Below are 16,324 nucleotides of genomic sequence, written 5' to 3' on the forward strand. Positions count from 1 at the left end.
GAAAGGAACCTGAAAACTACCTGCCCCGACACATACGGTCAAATCCCTTTTAAGAATGGGTCCATTCGCGCTTTCCCGCGTACTACGGCAAAGCCATCGCGGCATCTACAGAAAAGCCGTCACGCAGGACAGCCTGCGCAGCATCCGTAAAGTCACCGGAAACATTGTGCAGGACAAGGCCGGGCAAAAGACGCAACGGCGAACCTGACCCCTTGCGGGCACGGACCAACACCCTCTTTGCCTCCTGACCAACGCGAGGCCACAAGGGGATGATCTCCACCCCTCCGGCACGCCCCTGCAAGGTTGCCAGCATTTCCCCCAGACGATCCATACGATGCACAACGACCAGCCACCCACCTGGCTTCAGGCAGCGCAGACAAAAGATAATCCAGTCCCGAAGGGGCACATCCTCCATGTGGGCATGCGCGCGCCCTGGATCGGAAGGAAAAGTACCCTGTCCGTGATACGGGGGATTGGAAATTACAACATCGAACGACGATCCGGGAACGGGGGCAGGTCTGCTGCGCAAATCTGCGCACAGGACGCTGCAGCGGTCCTCATACCCGTTGGCAAGAACCGACTGTCGCGCCAGATCGGCATGGGATGGGACAAGCTCGACCCCACACAAGGAATCAACCGGCAGACGCGCCAACAAACACAAGGCCGCCGCCCCTGTTCCCATTCCTACATCCAGAACTTTCCCGCAGCCGGACCCCGGAACAGCCGCAGCCAGAAAGACAGGATCCAGCGCGACACGATAACCCTCCAAAGGCTGAAGAAGGCGCACACGCCCTCCCAGCAACTTATTCTCTTCCACCATTGCTTTTATCATTCTGGTTACCGTTCTATATCCTGACAAAGTGACCGCAAACCATCACCGGCATCAGACTGCACAAAAAGCATTTATGACCACAGGGGCATTGTTCCTTGACCGCAACAGCGCCGAAATCCTATGCTCCGGCGCACACTGTAACTTCTCCAGATTATTCAGGATTGGCCGTGACCAACCCACCAAACGCCGAAACAATAGCCTGTCCGCAGACGGCAGATACCAACGCCCTGGATGTGCTGAGCGACCTTGTTGCCAATGACATGAAACGCGTCAACGAGACAATTGTCCAGCGCATGCAAAGCCCGGTTGCCCTGATCCCCCAGTTAGCGGGTCATCTTGTTGCGGCCGGGGGCAAGCGTCTACGCCCGATGCTGACCTTGGCAAGCGCGCGCCTGTGCGGCTATGAGGATGGAGAAGACCACATTCGCCTGGCAACCTGTGTAGAGTTCATCCACACAGCCACACTGCTGCATGATGACGTGGTGGATGAGAGCGTCCTCCGTCGTGGCCAGGCCAGCGCCAATGCCCTTTTTGGTAACAAGCCCAGCGTTCTGGTCGGGGACTTTCTGTTCTCAAGGGCCTTCGAGCTAATGGTCGAAGTTGGCAACCTGCCCGTCCTGGGCATCCTGTCCCGTGCATCTGCCGTCATTGCCGAAGGCGAAGTACAGCAGTTGATCACCACCAATGACATTGATACAAGCGAGGAGTCTTATCTGGAAGTCATCAGCGGCAAGACCGCAGAATTGTTTGCAGCCGCATGCAAGGTTGGCGCCGAGGTTGCCGGACGCACGCATGCCGAGGCCAGCGCTCTTTACGCATATGGCATGGCCTTGGGGCTGGCCTTCCAAATTGTAGACGATTGCCTTGATTATTCCGCCAATCAGGAACGCCTGGGAAAAACCGTTGGCGATGATTTCCGTGAGGGCAAAATTACCCTGCCGGTTATCTTGGCCCTGCAACAGGCCAACAGTGACGAACGTGCATTCTGGAGCCGGACACTCGGGGAGCTACAGCAGAATGAAGGAGACCTGGGGCAGGCCATGGCATTGATGAAACACCACGGCGCCCTGGAAGCAACCGCGCAACGGGCGCGTGAATACGGCGAGCAGGCAAAGGAAGCGCTGAAGATTTTCCCGCCCTCTCCCATGCATCAGGCTCTCCGTGATATTGTTGGCTTTTGCATCAGCCGGGCCTGGTAGAGGGAAATCTGCAACATGCAAACAATGAGACCTTGCTGCACCGTTCCAGTAAGGTTATAAGCACCTTCCTTTGTGCCCTCAGGGATGCATGGATAGCGGAGTGTAGCTCAGCCTGGTAGAGCACTGTCTTCGGGAGGCAGGGGCCGGAGGTTCGAATCCTCTCACTCCGACCATTTAAAAAGCACTGCTTAAAAGCGGTGCTTTTTTTGCGGAATGTGGGACATGCCACCAGACAATTGTTCTTGCCAGGGAAATTCGGGAACGTTATAAGCACACGCCTTGGCGCTGCAATGTAACGGAGTGTAGCTCAGCCTGGTAGAGCACTGTCTTCGGGAGGCAGGGGCCGGAGGTTCGAATCCTCTCACTCCGACCAGATTACGGCCCCAAGCAGGGGGAAATCAGCGACTCTCCATCAACCTTTTAATACGGGCGACCCAAACAAGGGACTTGTATTGTTTACCCTGTTGACGGAACTACCGTATCGCCTCATATCCTTCACACCACATTTGTTTGGAAAACGGCGCAAACACGCCAGACAAGGACGATATCATGTCAGATCATCCGATTTTCAAGGACATCCAGCGCGACATCGACGAGAACGCCGTTGTCCTGTTCATGAAAGGGTCCCCAAACTTTCCGCAGTGCGGTTTTTCCGCTGCTGTCGTTCAGGTTCTCAATCACTTCGGCGTTGATTTTAAAGGAATCAACGTTCTGGATAGCGATGAACTTCGTCAGGGAATCAAGGAGTTCAGCAACTGGCCGACCATTCCCCAGCTGTACATAAAGGGCGAATTCATCGGCGGCTGTGACATCGTGCGCGAAATGGCAACAAACGGCGAGCTTGTCAAGATGCTCCAGGATAAGGGAATATCCATCAATTCCTGATTCACATTGAACCGGGTTGCCGCAACACCAGCAGCGCCCGGTTTCTTTGTGATCTCCAGCACATGAAAAAAGCCACCAATCAGGGTGGCTTTTTTGCATCCAGCTTCTCGAACGCCTTAGCGACTGTAGAATTCAACCACCAGATTGGGTTCCATTTGCACCGGGTAAGGAACATCAGCCAGCTTCGGCGTACGAACAAACGTACCCTTCAGCGCCTTGGCGTCCACTTCCATGTACTCAGGAATATCACGCTCGGACGAAGCGACCGCTTCCATGACCAAGGCCATTTCACGGGACTTTTCACGAACGGACACAACATCACCCTCACGGACCATATAGGACTGGATGTTGACCCGACGGCCATTCACGCGCACATGGCCGTGGTTGATGAACTGGCGCGACGCAAAAACGGTCGGCACAAACTTCATACGGTACACAACGGCATCCAGACGACGCTCCAGAAGACCGATCAGGTTCTCGGAGGTATCACCCTTGCGACGCACGGCTTCGGCGTAATACTTGCGGAACTGCTTCTCGCTGATATTACCGTAGTAGCCCTTCAGCTTCTGCTTGGCCATCAGCTGAGTGCCATAATCCGAAGGCTTCTTGCGGCGCTGGCCATGCTGACCCGGACCATACTCACGCTTGTTGATCGGAGACTTGGCGCGGCCCCAGAGGTTAACGCCAAGGCGGCGGTCTATCTTGTACTTTGCGGAATGACGCTTCGACATAACAGGTCGTTGCCCTTTTAAAATCTATACGTTGTTGTCCCGATAGTCCGGCCCCGGATGCATACGAAACGGGCGGCGGGGCAAGGCATCCAAACCAAAAGCCATGCCCACATTCTCGGAAATGGAGGCTGGCATTATCGCGATCGATATCGGGATGTCAAATGATGAATCAGCCGCAAGACCGGTTCCGGGCTGATCTGAACAGCTTCCAGTATACACCACCCACACAAACACCACCCCCAATTACGTTGGCGAGTGTCACGATACCAAGATTCTTCAGGGCGCTAACCACATCAATATGGGGGCGGCTGTCAAGGGCCAGCTTTCCGATATCCATCCAGAACGAATCCGGAGCTCCGTACTCGATCATCAACCCCATGGGAATAAAGTACATATTGGCAACACAGTGCTCTCCCCCTGCGGCAACAAAGCCGGCAATGGGCAACACAATCACTATAATCTTGTCCGCTACTGTACGACCGGCATTAGCCATCCATACAGCCATACACACCATGATATTACACAGAATTCCCAGAAAGAAAGCCTGACCAGAAGGCAGCGATGCCTTCGCAGATGCAATATAAAGAGCGTTTGCGCCAACAACGCCATGCCCCTGCATGTACTGTCCACCAAGGAAGATCAGACCGGCAAAAGCCACGGCACCAACAAAGTTGGAACACCACACCACCGCCCATGAACGCACCATATGCCCAAAACTCAGACGCCCGCTGGCAACAGGCATCGTTATCAGGCAATCACTGGTAAACAACTGACCTCCGCCCAGCATAACCAAGGAAAGCCCAACAGTGAAACAGAAGCCTCCCAGCATTTTGGTAACCCCGTAGGGCAAGGCTGAATGCGGATCACCCGACATGACGACCGTAGCGAAAAGCGCACCGACCCCGATAAAAATACCCGCCAGGACTCCTTGAATCATTTTTCCCGACAGACTGTTCACAGCTTTCTTGTATGCAAGGTCCTCGTTTTGCCGGGCGAGCAGGTCCGGAGGCAAGACATCAGGCGTCGAGTAGGATGAGGACAAAGGCACACAAGAGGTCTGCTCATTGACAGCTGTGGGACTGACAGCCTGAACGGCGTGGTTCATGGAATACTCTCCGTAGAATACTCAAAAAGAGGGGTACAGCATGGAATGCTATACCCGGATTATTTTTGGGCATATTAATCCGGGCGGCGGGAAAGGAAACCTGCAGAACAAGCAATGCCCCCATGCGCCAAGCCATGACCAGACGGACAACGGCTTGACACCCCGCTATGAGGATAAACCGGGGAAATGGTACTCTTTCAGCTCTATGCAGGCAGAACCGGGCGGCAGGGTACTTCCATGACACAGACAGCAGACTGCTATGGCGTTCACTGGACCGATGGTATTGCCTGGCTGCACCAAGGCGGCGAACCGACAACCCTGGTTGATAAACCGGCACAACAGGTACAAGGCATTGCCCGCGAAGACCGCTGTAATCACGCGATTCCAATCCACGCCACATCAGCCGCCCAGCCACACAGGGAAATGCTGTCCACGGTCTGGAAAGACCTGATGTTTCAGGCCATGCTCCCTGTTCCCAAAACAGGCCCGGGGATCTGGTATTTTGACGTCGAGCTTCTCTACCCGACGCTGCTGTGCAAGCTCTCAAGCCCTGTCTTTGCGCCAATACGGGCCATGGCCAACATGACGCTGGAGCAAATTATCGATGCGATGGGCCAGAGCAACGTCCAACCGCTGCTTCTGACCGGGGTACGGGACCGTCATGCACAGCTGGTTGAACGCCTTGTAGCAGCAGCCCCGGCCCTGCCCCGCACTCTGATCCTGATTGGCAAGGCCGAGATGCCGCTTTCCCACTCATTCAGCATGCTGCCCGATCTTCCCCTGCAAAACCTGATCCTGCCGCCATGGGAACAGCTTGGCGCCAATATCCTGCGCGATTACATGCTCGGCCGCCTGACCAGCGAGGGTGGTGCCGGCTATGGCGCCTCAGAAAGCAGCAGCGCCGCAACCTGATCCTATTCAGGATCGGCATCACCTGCCCCGGAATGAAAGTCCGGTGGAGTATTGCTTCCGTTGCTGTTGCGGGGCGGACGATCGGGACGACGCCCCCAGCGCAGCTCCCGCACGATGCCATGCAGAGTACGTACTTCCTGCGAACTCAGTCCATTGCGGGCAAAGATAGAACGAATATTCCGCACCATACCCGGACGCTTCTCGGGAACACGTAAAAACCCACTGGCATCAAGCTCCCGCTCCAGATGCTGGTAAAGACCCGACAGTTCCTCTTGTGTCGCCAAGGGAGACTGCCGTTCTGGCGGGCGCTCGGACGGGGTTTCATCAAGCCCCGTAAACCATTCATACCCGACAAGCAAAACTGCCTGGGCCAGGTTCAGGGAACAAAACCACGGATTCAGGGGTATTTCCATGACAGCAGATGCCAGTGCAACATCGTCGTTCTCCAGCCCTGTCCGTTCCCGGCCAAACAAAATACCGGCTGGCTGCGATGGCTGGGCTGCCAATGCCAGACGCATCTCAGCCCCGGCCTGACGCGGCGTTACAAGACGCTTCATCATGTCACGCCGCCGCGCTGTCGTTGCATAAACGTGCACAAGGTCAGCCACGGCATCTTCGGTCGAATCATAGATACGGGCCTGCTCCAGAACCGCATCGGCACCGGAAGATGCTGCCCGGGCCCGCTCCGTCAAATGATCAGGCCGGGGACGCACAAGACGCAAATCACCCAAGCCACAATTTCCCATGGCGCGGGCACAGGTCCCAATATTTTCCCCAAGCTGGGGCTCCACCAAGATAATGGCCGGTGTCACCCCCCGTGCAGCCGTTACATCCTTTGGCAACAAGGCCCTTCCGCGTTCCCGCCATCCAGCCTCGGCCGGAATATCACTCATGGTCGATCATTCCTCGTTGCTCCAATAATTCCGGTATCAATGGCAAAACATCATGCCGGGGCTGCCCGGGCACAAAAGCCGGGTCATAGACCAGCTCTGCCACCATGCGGCCGGCAGGAAGAAATCCAAGCCCGTCAGAACGACTGCGGAATACATCAGATGCCGTGCGGGCATCAATCCCAAATCCCAGAGCCTTGGCCAAACCATACCCCAGACATGTGGCACGCGCGGAACGCCCCACATCATCGCGAACCAGCAGGACGACATTGCTCAAGGCAGGCCCTTCTGCACCCAACACGGTACAACCACGGCGACGATCGGCGAGTTCAGCCACATGGGTACGTGGGATCACATTCTGAAACGCCAGATCGGCCAAGACTTGCTCTGAAAGAACCAAGATACGCAGGGAGGCATCGGATGGATCTTCCAGAAGGTGACGAGAATTCTCCGTAGCAGGCAAATCAACCACGGAAAGAGACAGGCCACGAACGCTGTTCCACGCCGTAATATACTCCCGCAACGCCATAGCCCAGGGACGCTCGTCATCATCACGCCCCAAGGGCTGACCCCGTACACCTACAGTAACGGGGACCGTCCAGCGCCGAAGCACAGGCCCCTGCCCCGTCGGTCCCTGCTCCCCAAACCCGGAAAAGGCAACGGAATCGAAAAGCCTCATAACCTGTTCTGGCTCCGGTGATCCCTGATGACGGCCACCTACGGCCGAGAACCAGGCAAGGACAAACATCCCGAGAATCAACCCCACCGTCAGGAACGCCACATTCCGGAACATGATATAACCGGGAGAATGCATTTAAAGTACCACCTGTCCGCTACCACGATTGCCACTGCTGCAAGGTGAAGCAAAGACGCAGCTGCATTCAAGACTTCTGTGATAAGAACGAAACAGAATTCACCTTGCGCCGTCAATCATTGATGGTAAAAGATTCCAATGCTCACGTATTTGTTCATCAGACCACAGCAAGGCACACTCTTTTGATGACCCTCATTCCTTGGCTTTTTCTGTTTGCCGGCGCGGCGTTGCTATGGCTACCCAACCGCTCCCGCCCGCTGTCATATGCCTTGCTGATCGCGGGCTATGGTGCAGCAGCCCTAAACGGGCACCTTGAATTTCCGGCTTTGCTTCCTGTCCTTTTTCTGGGACTCAGTGCCGTATTGATTCAACGGGAACGCTGGATCCGGGCCGCCGGCTTTGCCCTGTTTACACTCACAGCAACAGCCCTTGCCCTGCACAAGGCTCCGGGATTCGAGAATCTTGAAGTCATCACAGCTGATGTGCTGTCAGAGGGAGCCGCCCCGGCAAGCCTGTGGCTGAACCTCGACAAGCCATTGGTCGGGTTTTGGCTCATGCTATTCCTTCCTTGGTGCCTTGTCGGACCCCATACGAAACGTCCCGTGATAAAAACAGCCTTGGTCTTGGCTGGCACGGTATCCGTATGCCTGAGCCTTGGCTTTATCACTGACAGTATAACTTGGGCACCCAAATGGCCTGAGTGGGGATGGCTGTGGGCGCTGAACAATCTTCTTCTGGTTTCGATGGCCGAGGAGGCTTTCTTCAGAGGCTTTGTACAGGGAGGGATGGAACGCCTCTGGGGCCACAAACGGTACGGAAAAACGCTGGCCCTGGTTCTTGCAGCGCTCCTGTTCGGGCTTGCCTACCACCGCGGTGGAATAGCCTGGGTAAGCTTGGCAACTGTTGCCGGCATTGGCTATGGCCTGGCATGGCGTGCAGGAGGGTTACGATCTGCCGTGGCCACTCACTTTGGCCTGAACCTGATCCACTTTAGCTTGTTTACCTATCCCATCCTGGCCAGCGCCACCTGAAACCTGGTCGAAAAGAGGGCGGGCCTGCAAGCCCGCCCGCCTGTTTCGTGCCTGACTTGATCAGGATGTCGTTTGCTTTTCCATAACTTCACGCAAGGGACACCCCCGGTCCATTGCCTCAGCCACCCAGGCACCAACGCGGTGATGGGCATCACGGAAGGGAACGCCTTGTCGTACCAAGTCCTCAAGAATGCGGGTTGCATCCAGATAACCTGACTCTGCCGCGCGGCCCATTGCATCCGTCCTGAAGGTAAGAGACTTCAGAAGGGTCGGCATGATCCCAAGGCATGCGACCAAGGTATCGACGGTATCAAACAAACCTTCCTTGTCTTCCTGCATATCCTTGTTGTAGCTCAGCGGCAGGGCCTTCATTACCGTCAGTATGCCCATAAGGTTCCCGAACACCCGCCCGCTCTTTCCGCGAACAAGCTCGAAAACATCGGGATTCTTCTTGTTGGGCATCAAGGATGATCCGGTTGAAAAAGCATCATCCAGAACAACAAAACCAAACTCGGTGCTGGCCCATACAATCATGTCTTCGGCAAGCCGTGACAGATGCATCATCACGAGAGCGGCTACACCATGAAACTCGATGATGTAATCACGATCGCTGACGGCATCAATCGTGTTTTCAATAACGCCATCAAAGCCAAGCTCGGATGCAACAAAGGAACGGTCCAGCGGCAAGGTACTGCCAGCCAGGGCACCTGCCCCAAGGGGGCACTGGTTCATCCGGCGTTCCCAATCCTTCAACCGCCCGAGATCACGCCCGAACATGGCAGCCCACGCGCCGAAGCATCGCCCCAACGGAACAGGCTGGGCCTGCTGCAGGTGCGTATACCCCGGCATGGCATCATTGATGTGACGCTCCTCAAGCTTCAACAAGGTTGCATGTACAGCCTGTAGATACCCTTGTACCTTTTGTCCGGCATCACGGGCATACAGACGCAAATCCAGCGCAACCTGATCATTCCGGCTCCGCCCGGTATGCAGCTTCTTGCCGGTATCACCAATCTTTTCGATCAGGCGCTGCTCGACGAACATGTGAATGTCTTCAGCCGTGGAGTCAGACGGGATTCCCCCCTGCTCCAGTTCCCCAAGGATCTCAACCAGACCTGCATCTATGTCGTCAGCATCCTGCTGCGTAATCAGACCTTGCCGGGCCAGCATGCGCGCATGAACTCGGCTACCCTCGATATCAAACCGATACAAGCGGCAGTCAAACGGCAGGGATGCATTGAAACGGGCAACATTCGGGTCCATCGGCTTGCGGAACCGCCCACCCCAGACTGCGTTGGTCATACCGGAACCTCCTCCTGCGTTCTGGACTGCCGGTGCACCATGCCATACACCTTGGCCGGCAAAGAGAAAAGGTTGATGAACCCCTGCGCATCGGCCTGGTTATACAGGCTGTCTTCCTCGAACGTAGCCAAGTCCGCATTATAAAGACTGCAGGGAGACTTCAAGCCCGCATACTGAACATTCCCCTTGTACAGGCGCACGGTGACGGTCCCGGTCACGTTCTTCTGGGTTTCATTGAAAAAGGCATCCAGTGCCTCCCGACTTTGGGAAAACCATTGCCCTTCGTATACCAGATCAGCATAGACAGGCTTCATGGACTGCTTCAATCGCAGCATGGCCCGGTCAAGACAGGCTGTTTCCAGGATATGATGTGCTTTGTACAGAACGGCAGCAGCAGGTGATTCGTAAATGCCCCTTACCTTCATGCCAACCAAGCGGCTTTCAATGATGTCGGCGACCCCGATGCCGTGCCTGCCTGCACGCACGTTCAAGGCAGAAAGAAGGGATACGGGATCCATTGGAACACCATCCAGCGAAACCGGCATCCCCTGCACAAACTCAAGAGAAAGAAACTCTGCCTCAGAAGAGGCTTTCTCCAGCACCTCGGTCATCAGCAACACGTCATCGGGCTGTCCTGTATCCAGCCTTTCCAGACATCCCCCTTCATGGGACACAAACCAGATGTTCCGGTCACGGGAATAGGGCGACGACGGGCTGACCGGCACCTCAACACCATGTGCCTGGGCATAGCGAATGGCATCCTGGCGTGATGTGATAGACCAGCTTCTCCAGGGGGCAATGACCTTGATGTCCGGCGCCAGCGCATTAATGGTGTATTCAAAGCGAACCTGGTCGTTCCCCTTCCCGGTCGCGCCATGCACAATGGCCGATGCACCGGTGGAACGGGCCACCTCGACCAGCTTTTGTGCAATCAGGGGGCGGGAAATAGTCCCCAAGACATACTGCTCCTCGTACAAAGCACCCGCCTTGACAAGGGGCCACACATAATCCGTTACGAACGCCTTGCGAACATCCACCACAACGGCATGGTCAGCCCCTGTCCGCAATGCCTTGTCACGGATGGCCTGCAAGTCTTCCCCCTGCCCCAGATCAACAGTAACAGCGTTGATCTGGGCATTCGGGTAATGCTCCTTCAACCACGGAATCATGACAGAGGTATCAAGGCCACCCGAATAGGCCAGAACGATTTTGTCCGGATTGTCTTTCATTCTTCCTGTTCCTGATAAAAAGACTCCAGATACCCAACGGGGTCATCCAGATCAGAGGTAAGGGTATCCACGGCAATCCTGCCGTTTCTCAGAAGCACAACCCGGTCGGCAACACGGGTCAGAAAATCCAGGTCGTGGGATGCAATAACCATTGTCACGCCCATATCCCGGACAGAGCCCAGAAGCTCCGCCACACCGGACGTCGAGGCCACATCAAGACCAGATGTCGGCTCGTCACACAGCACAATATCCGGCTCCATCATCAAGGTACGGGCCAAGGCAACCCTTTGCTTCTGTCCACCGGACAAGTGCCGTGGATACGCCGCAATCCTGGACGTCAGGCCCAAGTGTTCCAACAGAACGGAGGCACGCTCAAGACACGCAGCCCCCTTGCCCCGTAACCGTGGTGCATACAGAACATTGTCCAGAACCGTCATATGCGGAAAAAGCTGGAAGTCCTGAAACATGAAGCCTGTCCGGCCATTGCAGTGAATGATACCGGAATCTGGCTTCTCCAGCTTCTGGAGAAGGCGAAGCAGGGTTGATTTCCCGCTGCCCGACGGGCCTGCCAAGCCGACAATACTGCCTTTCTCAACGTCCAGATCCAAACAATCCAGAATCACTGCACTCCCGAAGGATTTCGATACGGTCTCAAGCCTGAGCATAAAAGCCTCTCTTCTCGACCTTGCGGCCAAAATGCTCGATCAAAAGAACCAGAAGGTAGTAATAGGCACCCGCAATACACAGCGGCAGGAAGTAGGTAAAACGCTCTGCCCCCAGAATCTGGGCCATCCGCATGATATCCAGACCGCTGATCGTACCAATCAGCGCGGTTTCCTTAAGCAGGGCAATCACCTCGTTTACCAAGGCCGGGAAAACATTGCGCAGAACCTGAGGGAGAATAAGATCCTTCCACATGTAGAAGGTTGGTACTTCCAAGGTGCGGGAGGCCTCAAACTGCCCGGCGGGCAGGCTCTCGATACCCGAGCGCAGAATTTCGGCGATGTAAGCGGATGCATTCAGGCCAAAGGTCACTATCCCAGCCGTCAGCACACTGAACTTGATCCCAAGGACACCCGGAAGAGCAAAATAGACAAAGGCAAGCTGCAGGATAAGCGGCGTGCCCCGGAGAACGGAAACCCACCGGTCAATCACAGCAACCCCAAAACCCCGGTACCTCAGGATGCTGATGACAACGGCCAGGGAAAAACCCAGCAACAGCCCCCCTGCCAAAAGCTGCAGGGTCAGGGCAACGCCCTTGCCGATAAAAAGGACATGGGACATCAGCTCTTCCATGCTGAATCCCCAAGCCACTTTTGTTTCAGCTGCGCAAGCTCGCCGCTTTCCTCCAGTTCGGTCAGTGCTTGGTCAACCAGCGCATGAAGTGGCGATCCCTTGGGGAAGGCAATGCCATAGCCCGTATCGGAACGACTGATCACCGAAGACCCCAGAACCGGATTTCTGGCAGAAAATTCCACTGCCTGGATAGTGTCAATCAAAACCAGATCAACATGCCCGGCCTTCAAGGCCTCTATTGCCTGGTTATTGTTGTCCATCGCCACGATGTCAGCACCAGGCACATGCTCCCTTAACCAGATCTCCATAGTCGAGCCCAGCTGGCAGGCAATCGTCTTGTTATTTAAGGCTTCAACAGAAGAAACAGGATCTTGCAGCGGATAAACAACCGACAAGCTTTCCGTATAATAGCTTTTCGAGAAGTCGAAACTCTTCTTGCGCTCTTCTGTAATACTGATGGTCGAGATCGCCGCATCGACGGTCCCGCTTTGAAGTGCGGCCAGAACCGTGCTGAACTGCATATCCTCAAAGACCGCGGTTTTACCCAGCTTGGCAGCAATAGCGCGGGCTAGGTCGATATCAAAACCTTTTATCTCATCACCTTCCATGTATTCAAAAGGTGGATATTCTGCCGAGGTTGCAAAACGCATCACTCTGGACTGATTCTCATCAGAGCAAGCTGAGATAAGAGTTAATGCAAAAAGAACTGCAGACAGCACCTTACTCACAACGAAACCTCATTCATTTTATATTCATATTTTGACTATAAGAGCGCATCTATTGCAGCGTCAAGAGCAATCCGGCTATAATCTCAAAAATATGAATATAAAGTCATACAGGGACCACGGAATGACGCATGATCCTGCCCTTGATAGGCATGTTCTGAATATTATTCAGAGCCACACCATCTATGAACAAAGTGAAATTCAGGAGATTCTAGAGAAAAGAGGCTACAAGATTCCGCAAGCTACCCTGTCCCGACGGCTCAAAAAGCTGAACATCGCGAAGGTATCGGGGCAGTACAAAAGCCTTGAGGTTTTTCAGGGAGCCCTCCCTGTCATCAAGGGCATACAGGTCTCGGCCCTTGGACTTATTATCCTGCACACACATCCAGGACAGGCAAATAGCATTGCCTATGCCCTTGATCAGAAATACATACAACCCTCATCAGGAAAAGACAGCGACCACCCGGGAATCCTAGGGACCATTGCCGGCGATGACACCGTTCTGATCATTATCGAGAGCAAATCAGCCTTGAAAAGGGCGCTTGATCATCTGTGCGCAGACTTTCCCTACCTTGATCGCCCGACCGTCCCCCAAATATAAGACGGGGTCATCAGACCCTGTTCACTCTTGATCAATCCCCACCAATGCGGCCAATTGCACGTGCCAGCACGATGTAAAGACGCCCCATATCGGAACTGGTGAAGACAGCCGTCAGCACATCACCACGATCATTGCTTCTTGCTCCCTTCAGAAGAGACTCAAACTCGGTGACATAACGGGATGCGTATTGACGAAACTCGCGATTCTCGGAGTACAGCTTTTTGATGGCCTGAACCTGTGAACGCGTAATCGTGCGGGCAGCATGGTGGAGGAAGACGTTTTGCTCGCCCTTGTAAAAGCGCTTCCACAGATCTTCTTCCACCGATGGCGTAAACAGTCGTGTAATGTCCACCGCCGTAGCCTGAAGACGCTCAATCACATACGATGTTTCGGTCAGGAAGCGCTGCACATCAACATCCTGACGCACAACCATCAACTCGCTGGCGCGCTCCTTGGCCTCCTCGGCCGCAGCGGCCAGAGCACTGGCGCGTCGCGCAAACTCATCACCGGCCCGACTTGCTTTTTCGGTCACCGTAGCGCTGATCCGTGCAACAATATCACCACTCTCCCCCAGTGAGCGGGTGACACCCTGCAACCGGTCTGCCGCTTCATCTGTTGCACGGCTCAAGGCATCAACCTGCGCCCGTAACGTACCCCCGGCTCCATTTAGGGTCTCCATCGTTGTACGGGCAGAGACAGCAAAGTCATTCGCTCCGCTGGTCAGACGAACACCAGCTGTTTCCACTCTTTCGACACCGCCATCTATGGTGGCCTCAAAACTGGCCAAGGCTGCAGCCAAGGCACCACGGACTGCATCAGCACGCAACAAGGCCCCATCTGCCGTCTCGCCAAACCGGCGGGTTTCCGCAGACAAATCAGCAGCAAGCGTGCGAATGGTTACAATCGTCGCATTCGCAGCCTCGCCAATCCGGGCAGCTTCATCGCCAAATGCCTGGCCGGCAGCAGCAAGGGCGCTGACCCCGCTTGCCATACCATCGGTCGCAGCCCGAACACGGCTGACAGCATGATCAGACTCAGCTGCAACGGCACGCGTCGCTTCCTGGATCTCTCGCGAGGCATCTATGGCCGCGCCACCACTTTGCTTCATGGCTTCGGTCACGGTCTCGATCTCGACAACCGAACGCGCTGTTGTCCGGGTAATATCAACAGCACTGCGACTGAGAAGATCAGCCAAGTGACGAATCCGCTCAGTTGCCCGGTCCGTTGCCTGCGATACCACCTGCCCCTGCTCGTCACAGGCCACGCCCGTATTGCGGACCTCTTCTCCCATACGACGGGCAGCATCCTCCAACCCCTTGGCCTGATTATGCAAAAGGCGGCGTACACCTTCTGCATGAGCTGCCGTATCACGAATGGCCGCCGCAGCGGCGTGAGCCCCCTCCAGAGCATCCGTTGTCACATCGCGGAATGCATTGAAGTCACCAATCGCCGTAGCAGCCGCTGCATCAAGTTCCTGGGCCGCAGCATGGGCACTGCGGGTAATATCCTGCTGGCGATTGTGCAAGACATCCGCCCTGCGGTCCACGCCATCACCCAACTCATTCATCTGCTGTATGACAACAGCTGTGGCATCAGCCAAGGAACGCGCCCGCTCCGTCATGGTCAGGATAACGTTGTCAATTGCCTCCGCCCGCTTGGTCAGGCCGTGCGTTGCCTTGGCGGCGCCAACCATCAGAGTGGTTGCCGCGTGATTGAAGGTATCTGCAGAGACCTTGGCAGAAGCCAGTAACGCATCCTGACGCGTTACCAGATCATCAACAACCCGGTTGCGCTCGGCCAGATCTGTACCAAGAACAGCTAACTGCTCACACTGACGCCCCAATGACGCCGCCAACCCCTCCGCCGAGGTATCGGCCTGGCGGGCAGCTTCGGTCAAACTCGCGTAGTGATGTGACAGGGAGGAATCCAGAGTGGCCGTAACGTCCCGGACCTTCTCCACCAGCTCCGAAACTTGGCGGACCTGGCTGGCTGCGCGCTCCAGCGCCGGGGTTGTTCTGGTATCGACATCCTGGATCATATGCGCCAGCTCGCGCGTTTCGCGCCCCAAGATATCGCGCAGGGCAGAAGCTTGGCTTGCTGCGGCATAGGTCGCTTCCGACAGCTCTATGGCCTGCGCCCGTAAAGCACCAGCCACCGTCGCAACCTGGTTCTTCGCATGATCGGCCGGGTACGTCAGCAAGGCTAACTGGGCACGCAGAACCTGTGCCTCGCGGTGGATCTGCGCACCACGCCGGAAGAAAGCGACCAGAAGCCACAAGAACATCAAAGGCAGAACATACACAGCGGACAAGGCCGCTACCTCAATTGGCGGCAAACGTCCCAGATCCGGAACGGGACCAAAAACACCACTGCCCCACCAAGCCCCAACCGATGTCCACACCAGACTGATCAGGGTGGCAAACCGTATGGCAAACGGGGATTCCTGCTCATCGGGCACCAAGGCAGACGCGGCAGATAATTCAGGGGCAGAACCAGTATCGGGAAGAAGAGCCGGACGAACGGGCGTGGGCGCATCCACACTGGCACCAACGGACTGCGCACCTGCTTTACCCGCGCGCGCCATATCCTGCCCGGAAGAGGGCGCACCGGGATGCGGAGCCTGAAGCTTGAAGTGCACGATCTGCGGCTTGACCGGATCAACACAGATCTCCCCTGCCTCGCGCTCGTCCGATTGCACATTGTCGGTCATGACACCTCCTGCCCGCTCCGCTCCGGGTATCTGTATCTCATGCCCTGAAACAGAAACGCTAC

Annotated in this window: 16 protein-coding genes and 2 tRNA genes; 7 read left to right on the forward strand and 11 right to left on the reverse strand. The window is 55.7% G+C overall.

The features are described 5' to 3' along the window. Nucleotides 1-82: 82 nt before the first annotated feature. Nucleotides 83-832, reverse strand: coding sequence for a tRNA1(Val) (adenine(37)-N6)-methyltransferase (locus tag HEQ60_RS05510; protein WP_168070321.1), 750 nt, complete (start codon nucleotides 830-832; stop codon nucleotides 83-85). Nucleotides 833-999: 167 nt separating this feature from the next. Between HEQ60_RS05510 and HEQ60_RS05515 the strand changes: the two genes are divergently transcribed. The 4 genes from HEQ60_RS05515 to grxD all read left to right on the forward strand — a co-directional run bounded on the left by HEQ60_RS05515 (nucleotide 1,000) and on the right by grxD (nucleotide 2,916). Beyond that, nucleotides 1,000-2,031 (forward strand): polyprenyl synthetase family protein, encoded by a 1,032-nt coding sequence (locus HEQ60_RS05515; RefSeq protein ID WP_416046634.1) that lies wholly within the window; start codon nucleotides 1,000-1,002, stop codon nucleotides 2,029-2,031. A gap of 96 nt (nucleotides 2,032-2,127) precedes the next feature. Continuing rightward, nucleotides 2,128-2,204, forward strand: a tRNA-Pro gene (locus HEQ60_RS05520). Between the two features lie 123 nt (nucleotides 2,205-2,327). Further along, a tRNA-Pro gene (locus tag HEQ60_RS05525) sits at nucleotides 2,328-2,404 on the forward strand. A gap of 176 nt (nucleotides 2,405-2,580) precedes the next feature. Then, nucleotides 2,581-2,916 carry a Grx4 family monothiol glutaredoxin gene (grxD, locus tag HEQ60_RS05530; protein ID WP_168070323.1) on the forward strand — a complete coding sequence of 112 codons (336 nt, stop codon included), beginning with the start codon at nucleotides 2,581-2,583 and terminating at the stop codon, nucleotides 2,914-2,916. Nucleotides 2,917-3,032: 116 nt separating this feature from the next. On the opposite strand, the gene rpsD is transcribed toward grxD, so the two are convergent. Beyond that, nucleotides 3,033-3,647, reverse strand: a complete 615-nt coding sequence (gene rpsD / locus HEQ60_RS05535) for a 30S ribosomal protein S4 (protein WP_168070325.1) — start codon at nucleotides 3,645-3,647, stop codon at nucleotides 3,033-3,035. A gap of 169 nt (nucleotides 3,648-3,816) precedes the next feature. Then, the gene (locus HEQ60_RS05540) at nucleotides 3,817-4,752 is read right to left on the reverse strand and encodes a formate/nitrite transporter family protein (RefSeq protein ID WP_168070327.1); all 936 of its coding nucleotides are present in this window, start codon (nucleotides 4,750-4,752) and stop codon (nucleotides 3,817-3,819) included. 237 nt (nucleotides 4,753-4,989) lie between these two features. Here HEQ60_RS05540 and HEQ60_RS05545 point away from each other — a divergent pair, with 237 nt between their 5' ends. After that, the gene (locus HEQ60_RS05545) at nucleotides 4,990-5,664 is read left to right on the forward strand and encodes a hypothetical protein (RefSeq protein WP_168070330.1); all 675 of its coding nucleotides are present in this window, start codon (nucleotides 4,990-4,992) and stop codon (nucleotides 5,662-5,664) included. A 2-nt stretch (nucleotides 5,665-5,666) separates the two neighbouring features. Here HEQ60_RS05545 and HEQ60_RS05550 read toward each other — a convergent pair whose 3' ends face one another. Continuing rightward, nucleotides 5,667-6,557: an RNA methyltransferase gene (locus tag HEQ60_RS05550; protein WP_168070332.1), complete on the reverse strand. Its 891-nt coding sequence runs from the start codon at nucleotides 6,555-6,557 to the stop codon at nucleotides 5,667-5,669. After that, nucleotides 6,550-7,368 carry a DUF2927 domain-containing protein gene (locus HEQ60_RS05555; protein ID WP_168070334.1) on the reverse strand — a complete coding sequence of 273 codons (819 nt, stop codon included), beginning with the start codon at nucleotides 7,366-7,368 and terminating at the stop codon, nucleotides 6,550-6,552. The genes HEQ60_RS05550 and HEQ60_RS05555 overlap by 8 nt, the downstream gene beginning before the upstream one ends. Before the next feature lie 185 nt (nucleotides 7,369-7,553). On the opposite strand from HEQ60_RS05555, the gene HEQ60_RS05560 reads away from it, so the two are divergent. Beyond that, complete coding sequence (locus tag HEQ60_RS05560; RefSeq protein ID WP_168070336.1) at nucleotides 7,554-8,399, forward strand: type II CAAX prenyl endopeptidase Rce1 family protein; 846 nt, start codon at nucleotides 7,554-7,556, stop codon at nucleotides 8,397-8,399. Between the two features lie 60 nt (nucleotides 8,400-8,459). On the opposite strand, the gene argH is transcribed toward HEQ60_RS05560, so the two are convergent. The 5 genes from argH to HEQ60_RS05585 are packed head-to-tail and all read right to left on the reverse strand — an operon-like array spanning nucleotide 8,460 to nucleotide 12,876. Beyond that, nucleotides 8,460-9,701: an argininosuccinate lyase gene (gene argH / locus HEQ60_RS05565; protein WP_168070338.1), complete on the reverse strand. Its 1,242-nt coding sequence runs from the start codon at nucleotides 9,699-9,701 to the stop codon at nucleotides 8,460-8,462. Further along, nucleotides 9,698-10,930, reverse strand: coding sequence for an argininosuccinate synthase (locus tag HEQ60_RS05570; protein WP_168070340.1), 1,233 nt, complete (start codon nucleotides 10,928-10,930; stop codon nucleotides 9,698-9,700). The genes argH and HEQ60_RS05570 overlap by 4 nt, the downstream gene beginning before the upstream one ends. After that, nucleotides 10,927-11,595 (reverse strand): amino acid ABC transporter ATP-binding protein, encoded by a 669-nt coding sequence (locus HEQ60_RS05575; protein ID WP_168070342.1) that lies wholly within the window; start codon nucleotides 11,593-11,595, stop codon nucleotides 10,927-10,929. The genes HEQ60_RS05570 and HEQ60_RS05575 overlap by 4 nt, the downstream gene beginning before the upstream one ends. Next, on the reverse strand, nucleotides 11,582-12,214 hold the full coding sequence (locus HEQ60_RS05580) for an amino acid ABC transporter permease (protein ID WP_209315426.1): 633 nt from the start codon (nucleotides 12,212-12,214) through the stop codon (nucleotides 11,582-11,584). Before HEQ60_RS05580 ends, HEQ60_RS05575 begins: the two co-directional genes overlap by 14 nt. Continuing rightward, nucleotides 12,214-12,876 carry a transporter substrate-binding domain-containing protein gene (locus tag HEQ60_RS05585; RefSeq protein WP_168070346.1) on the reverse strand — a complete coding sequence of 221 codons (663 nt, stop codon included), beginning with the start codon at nucleotides 12,874-12,876 and terminating at the stop codon, nucleotides 12,214-12,216. Before HEQ60_RS05585 ends, HEQ60_RS05580 begins: the two co-directional genes overlap by 1 nt. Before the next feature lie 199 nt (nucleotides 12,877-13,075). On the opposite strand from HEQ60_RS05585, the gene HEQ60_RS05590 reads away from it, so the two are divergent. Next, nucleotides 13,076-13,552, forward strand: a complete 477-nt coding sequence (locus HEQ60_RS05590) for an ArgR family transcriptional regulator (protein WP_168070348.1) — start codon at nucleotides 13,076-13,078, stop codon at nucleotides 13,550-13,552. Between the two features lie 31 nt (nucleotides 13,553-13,583). Here the strand turns inward: HEQ60_RS05590 and HEQ60_RS05595 are convergent, their stop codons facing one another. After that, the gene (locus tag HEQ60_RS05595; RefSeq protein WP_168070351.1) at nucleotides 13,584-16,262 is read right to left on the reverse strand and encodes a hypothetical protein; all 2,679 of its coding nucleotides are present in this window, start codon (nucleotides 16,260-16,262) and stop codon (nucleotides 13,584-13,586) included. Between the last annotated feature and the right edge of the window lie 62 nt (nucleotides 16,263-16,324).

Source organism: Haematospirillum sp. H1815, from assembly GCF_012102705.1.
In the GTDB taxonomy this organism is placed as follows: domain Bacteria; phylum Pseudomonadota; class Alphaproteobacteria; order Rhodospirillales; family Rhodospirillaceae; genus Haematospirillum.

What these genes read in the sequence shown, in the direction of transcription:
- HEQ60_RS05585 (WP_168070346.1), bottom strand. Translation starts at nt 12,876, where the DNA reads ATGCGTTTTGCAACCTCGGCAGAATATCCACCTTTTGAATACATGGAA.
- HEQ60_RS05510 (WP_168070321.1), bottom strand. Translation starts at nt 832, where the DNA reads ATGATAAAAGCAATGGTGGAAGAGAATAAGTTGCTGGGAGGGCGTGTG.
- HEQ60_RS05555 (WP_168070334.1), bottom strand. Translation starts at nt 7,368, where the DNA reads ATGCATTCTCCCGGTTATATCATGTTCCGGAATGTGGCGTTCCTGACG.
- HEQ60_RS05575 (WP_168070342.1), bottom strand. Translation starts at nt 11,595, where the DNA reads ATGCTCAGGCTTGAGACCGTATCGAAATCCTTCGGGAGTGCAGTGATT.
- HEQ60_RS05570 (WP_168070340.1), bottom strand. Translation starts at nt 10,930, where the DNA reads ATGAAAGACAATCCGGACAAAATCGTTCTGGCCTATTCGGGTGGCCTT.
- HEQ60_RS05550 (WP_168070332.1), bottom strand. Translation starts at nt 6,557, where the DNA reads ATGAGTGATATTCCGGCCGAGGCTGGATGGCGGGAACGCGGAAGGGCC.
- HEQ60_RS05590 (WP_168070348.1), top strand. Translation starts at nt 13,076, where the DNA reads ATGACGCATGATCCTGCCCTTGATAGGCATGTTCTGAATATTATTCAG.
- HEQ60_RS05560 (WP_168070336.1), top strand. Translation starts at nt 7,554, where the DNA reads ATGACCCTCATTCCTTGGCTTTTTCTGTTTGCCGGCGCGGCGTTGCTA.
- rpsD (WP_168070325.1), bottom strand. Translation starts at nt 3,647, where the DNA reads ATGTCGAAGCGTCATTCCGCAAAGTACAAGATAGACCGCCGCCTTGGC.
- HEQ60_RS05540 (WP_168070327.1), bottom strand. Translation starts at nt 4,752, where the DNA reads ATGAACCACGCCGTTCAGGCTGTCAGTCCCACAGCTGTCAATGAGCAG.
- grxD (WP_168070323.1), top strand. Translation starts at nt 2,581, where the DNA reads ATGTCAGATCATCCGATTTTCAAGGACATCCAGCGCGACATCGACGAG.
- HEQ60_RS05595 (WP_168070351.1), bottom strand. Translation starts at nt 16,262, where the DNA reads ATGACCGACAATGTGCAATCGGACGAGCGCGAGGCAGGGGAGATCTGT.
- argH (WP_168070338.1), bottom strand. Translation starts at nt 9,701, where the DNA reads ATGACCAACGCAGTCTGGGGTGGGCGGTTCCGCAAGCCGATGGACCCG.
- HEQ60_RS05545 (WP_168070330.1), top strand. Translation starts at nt 4,990, where the DNA reads ATGACACAGACAGCAGACTGCTATGGCGTTCACTGGACCGATGGTATT.
- HEQ60_RS05580 (WP_209315426.1), bottom strand. Translation starts at nt 12,214, where the DNA reads ATGTCCCATGTCCTTTTTATCGGCAAGGGCGTTGCCCTGACCCTGCAG.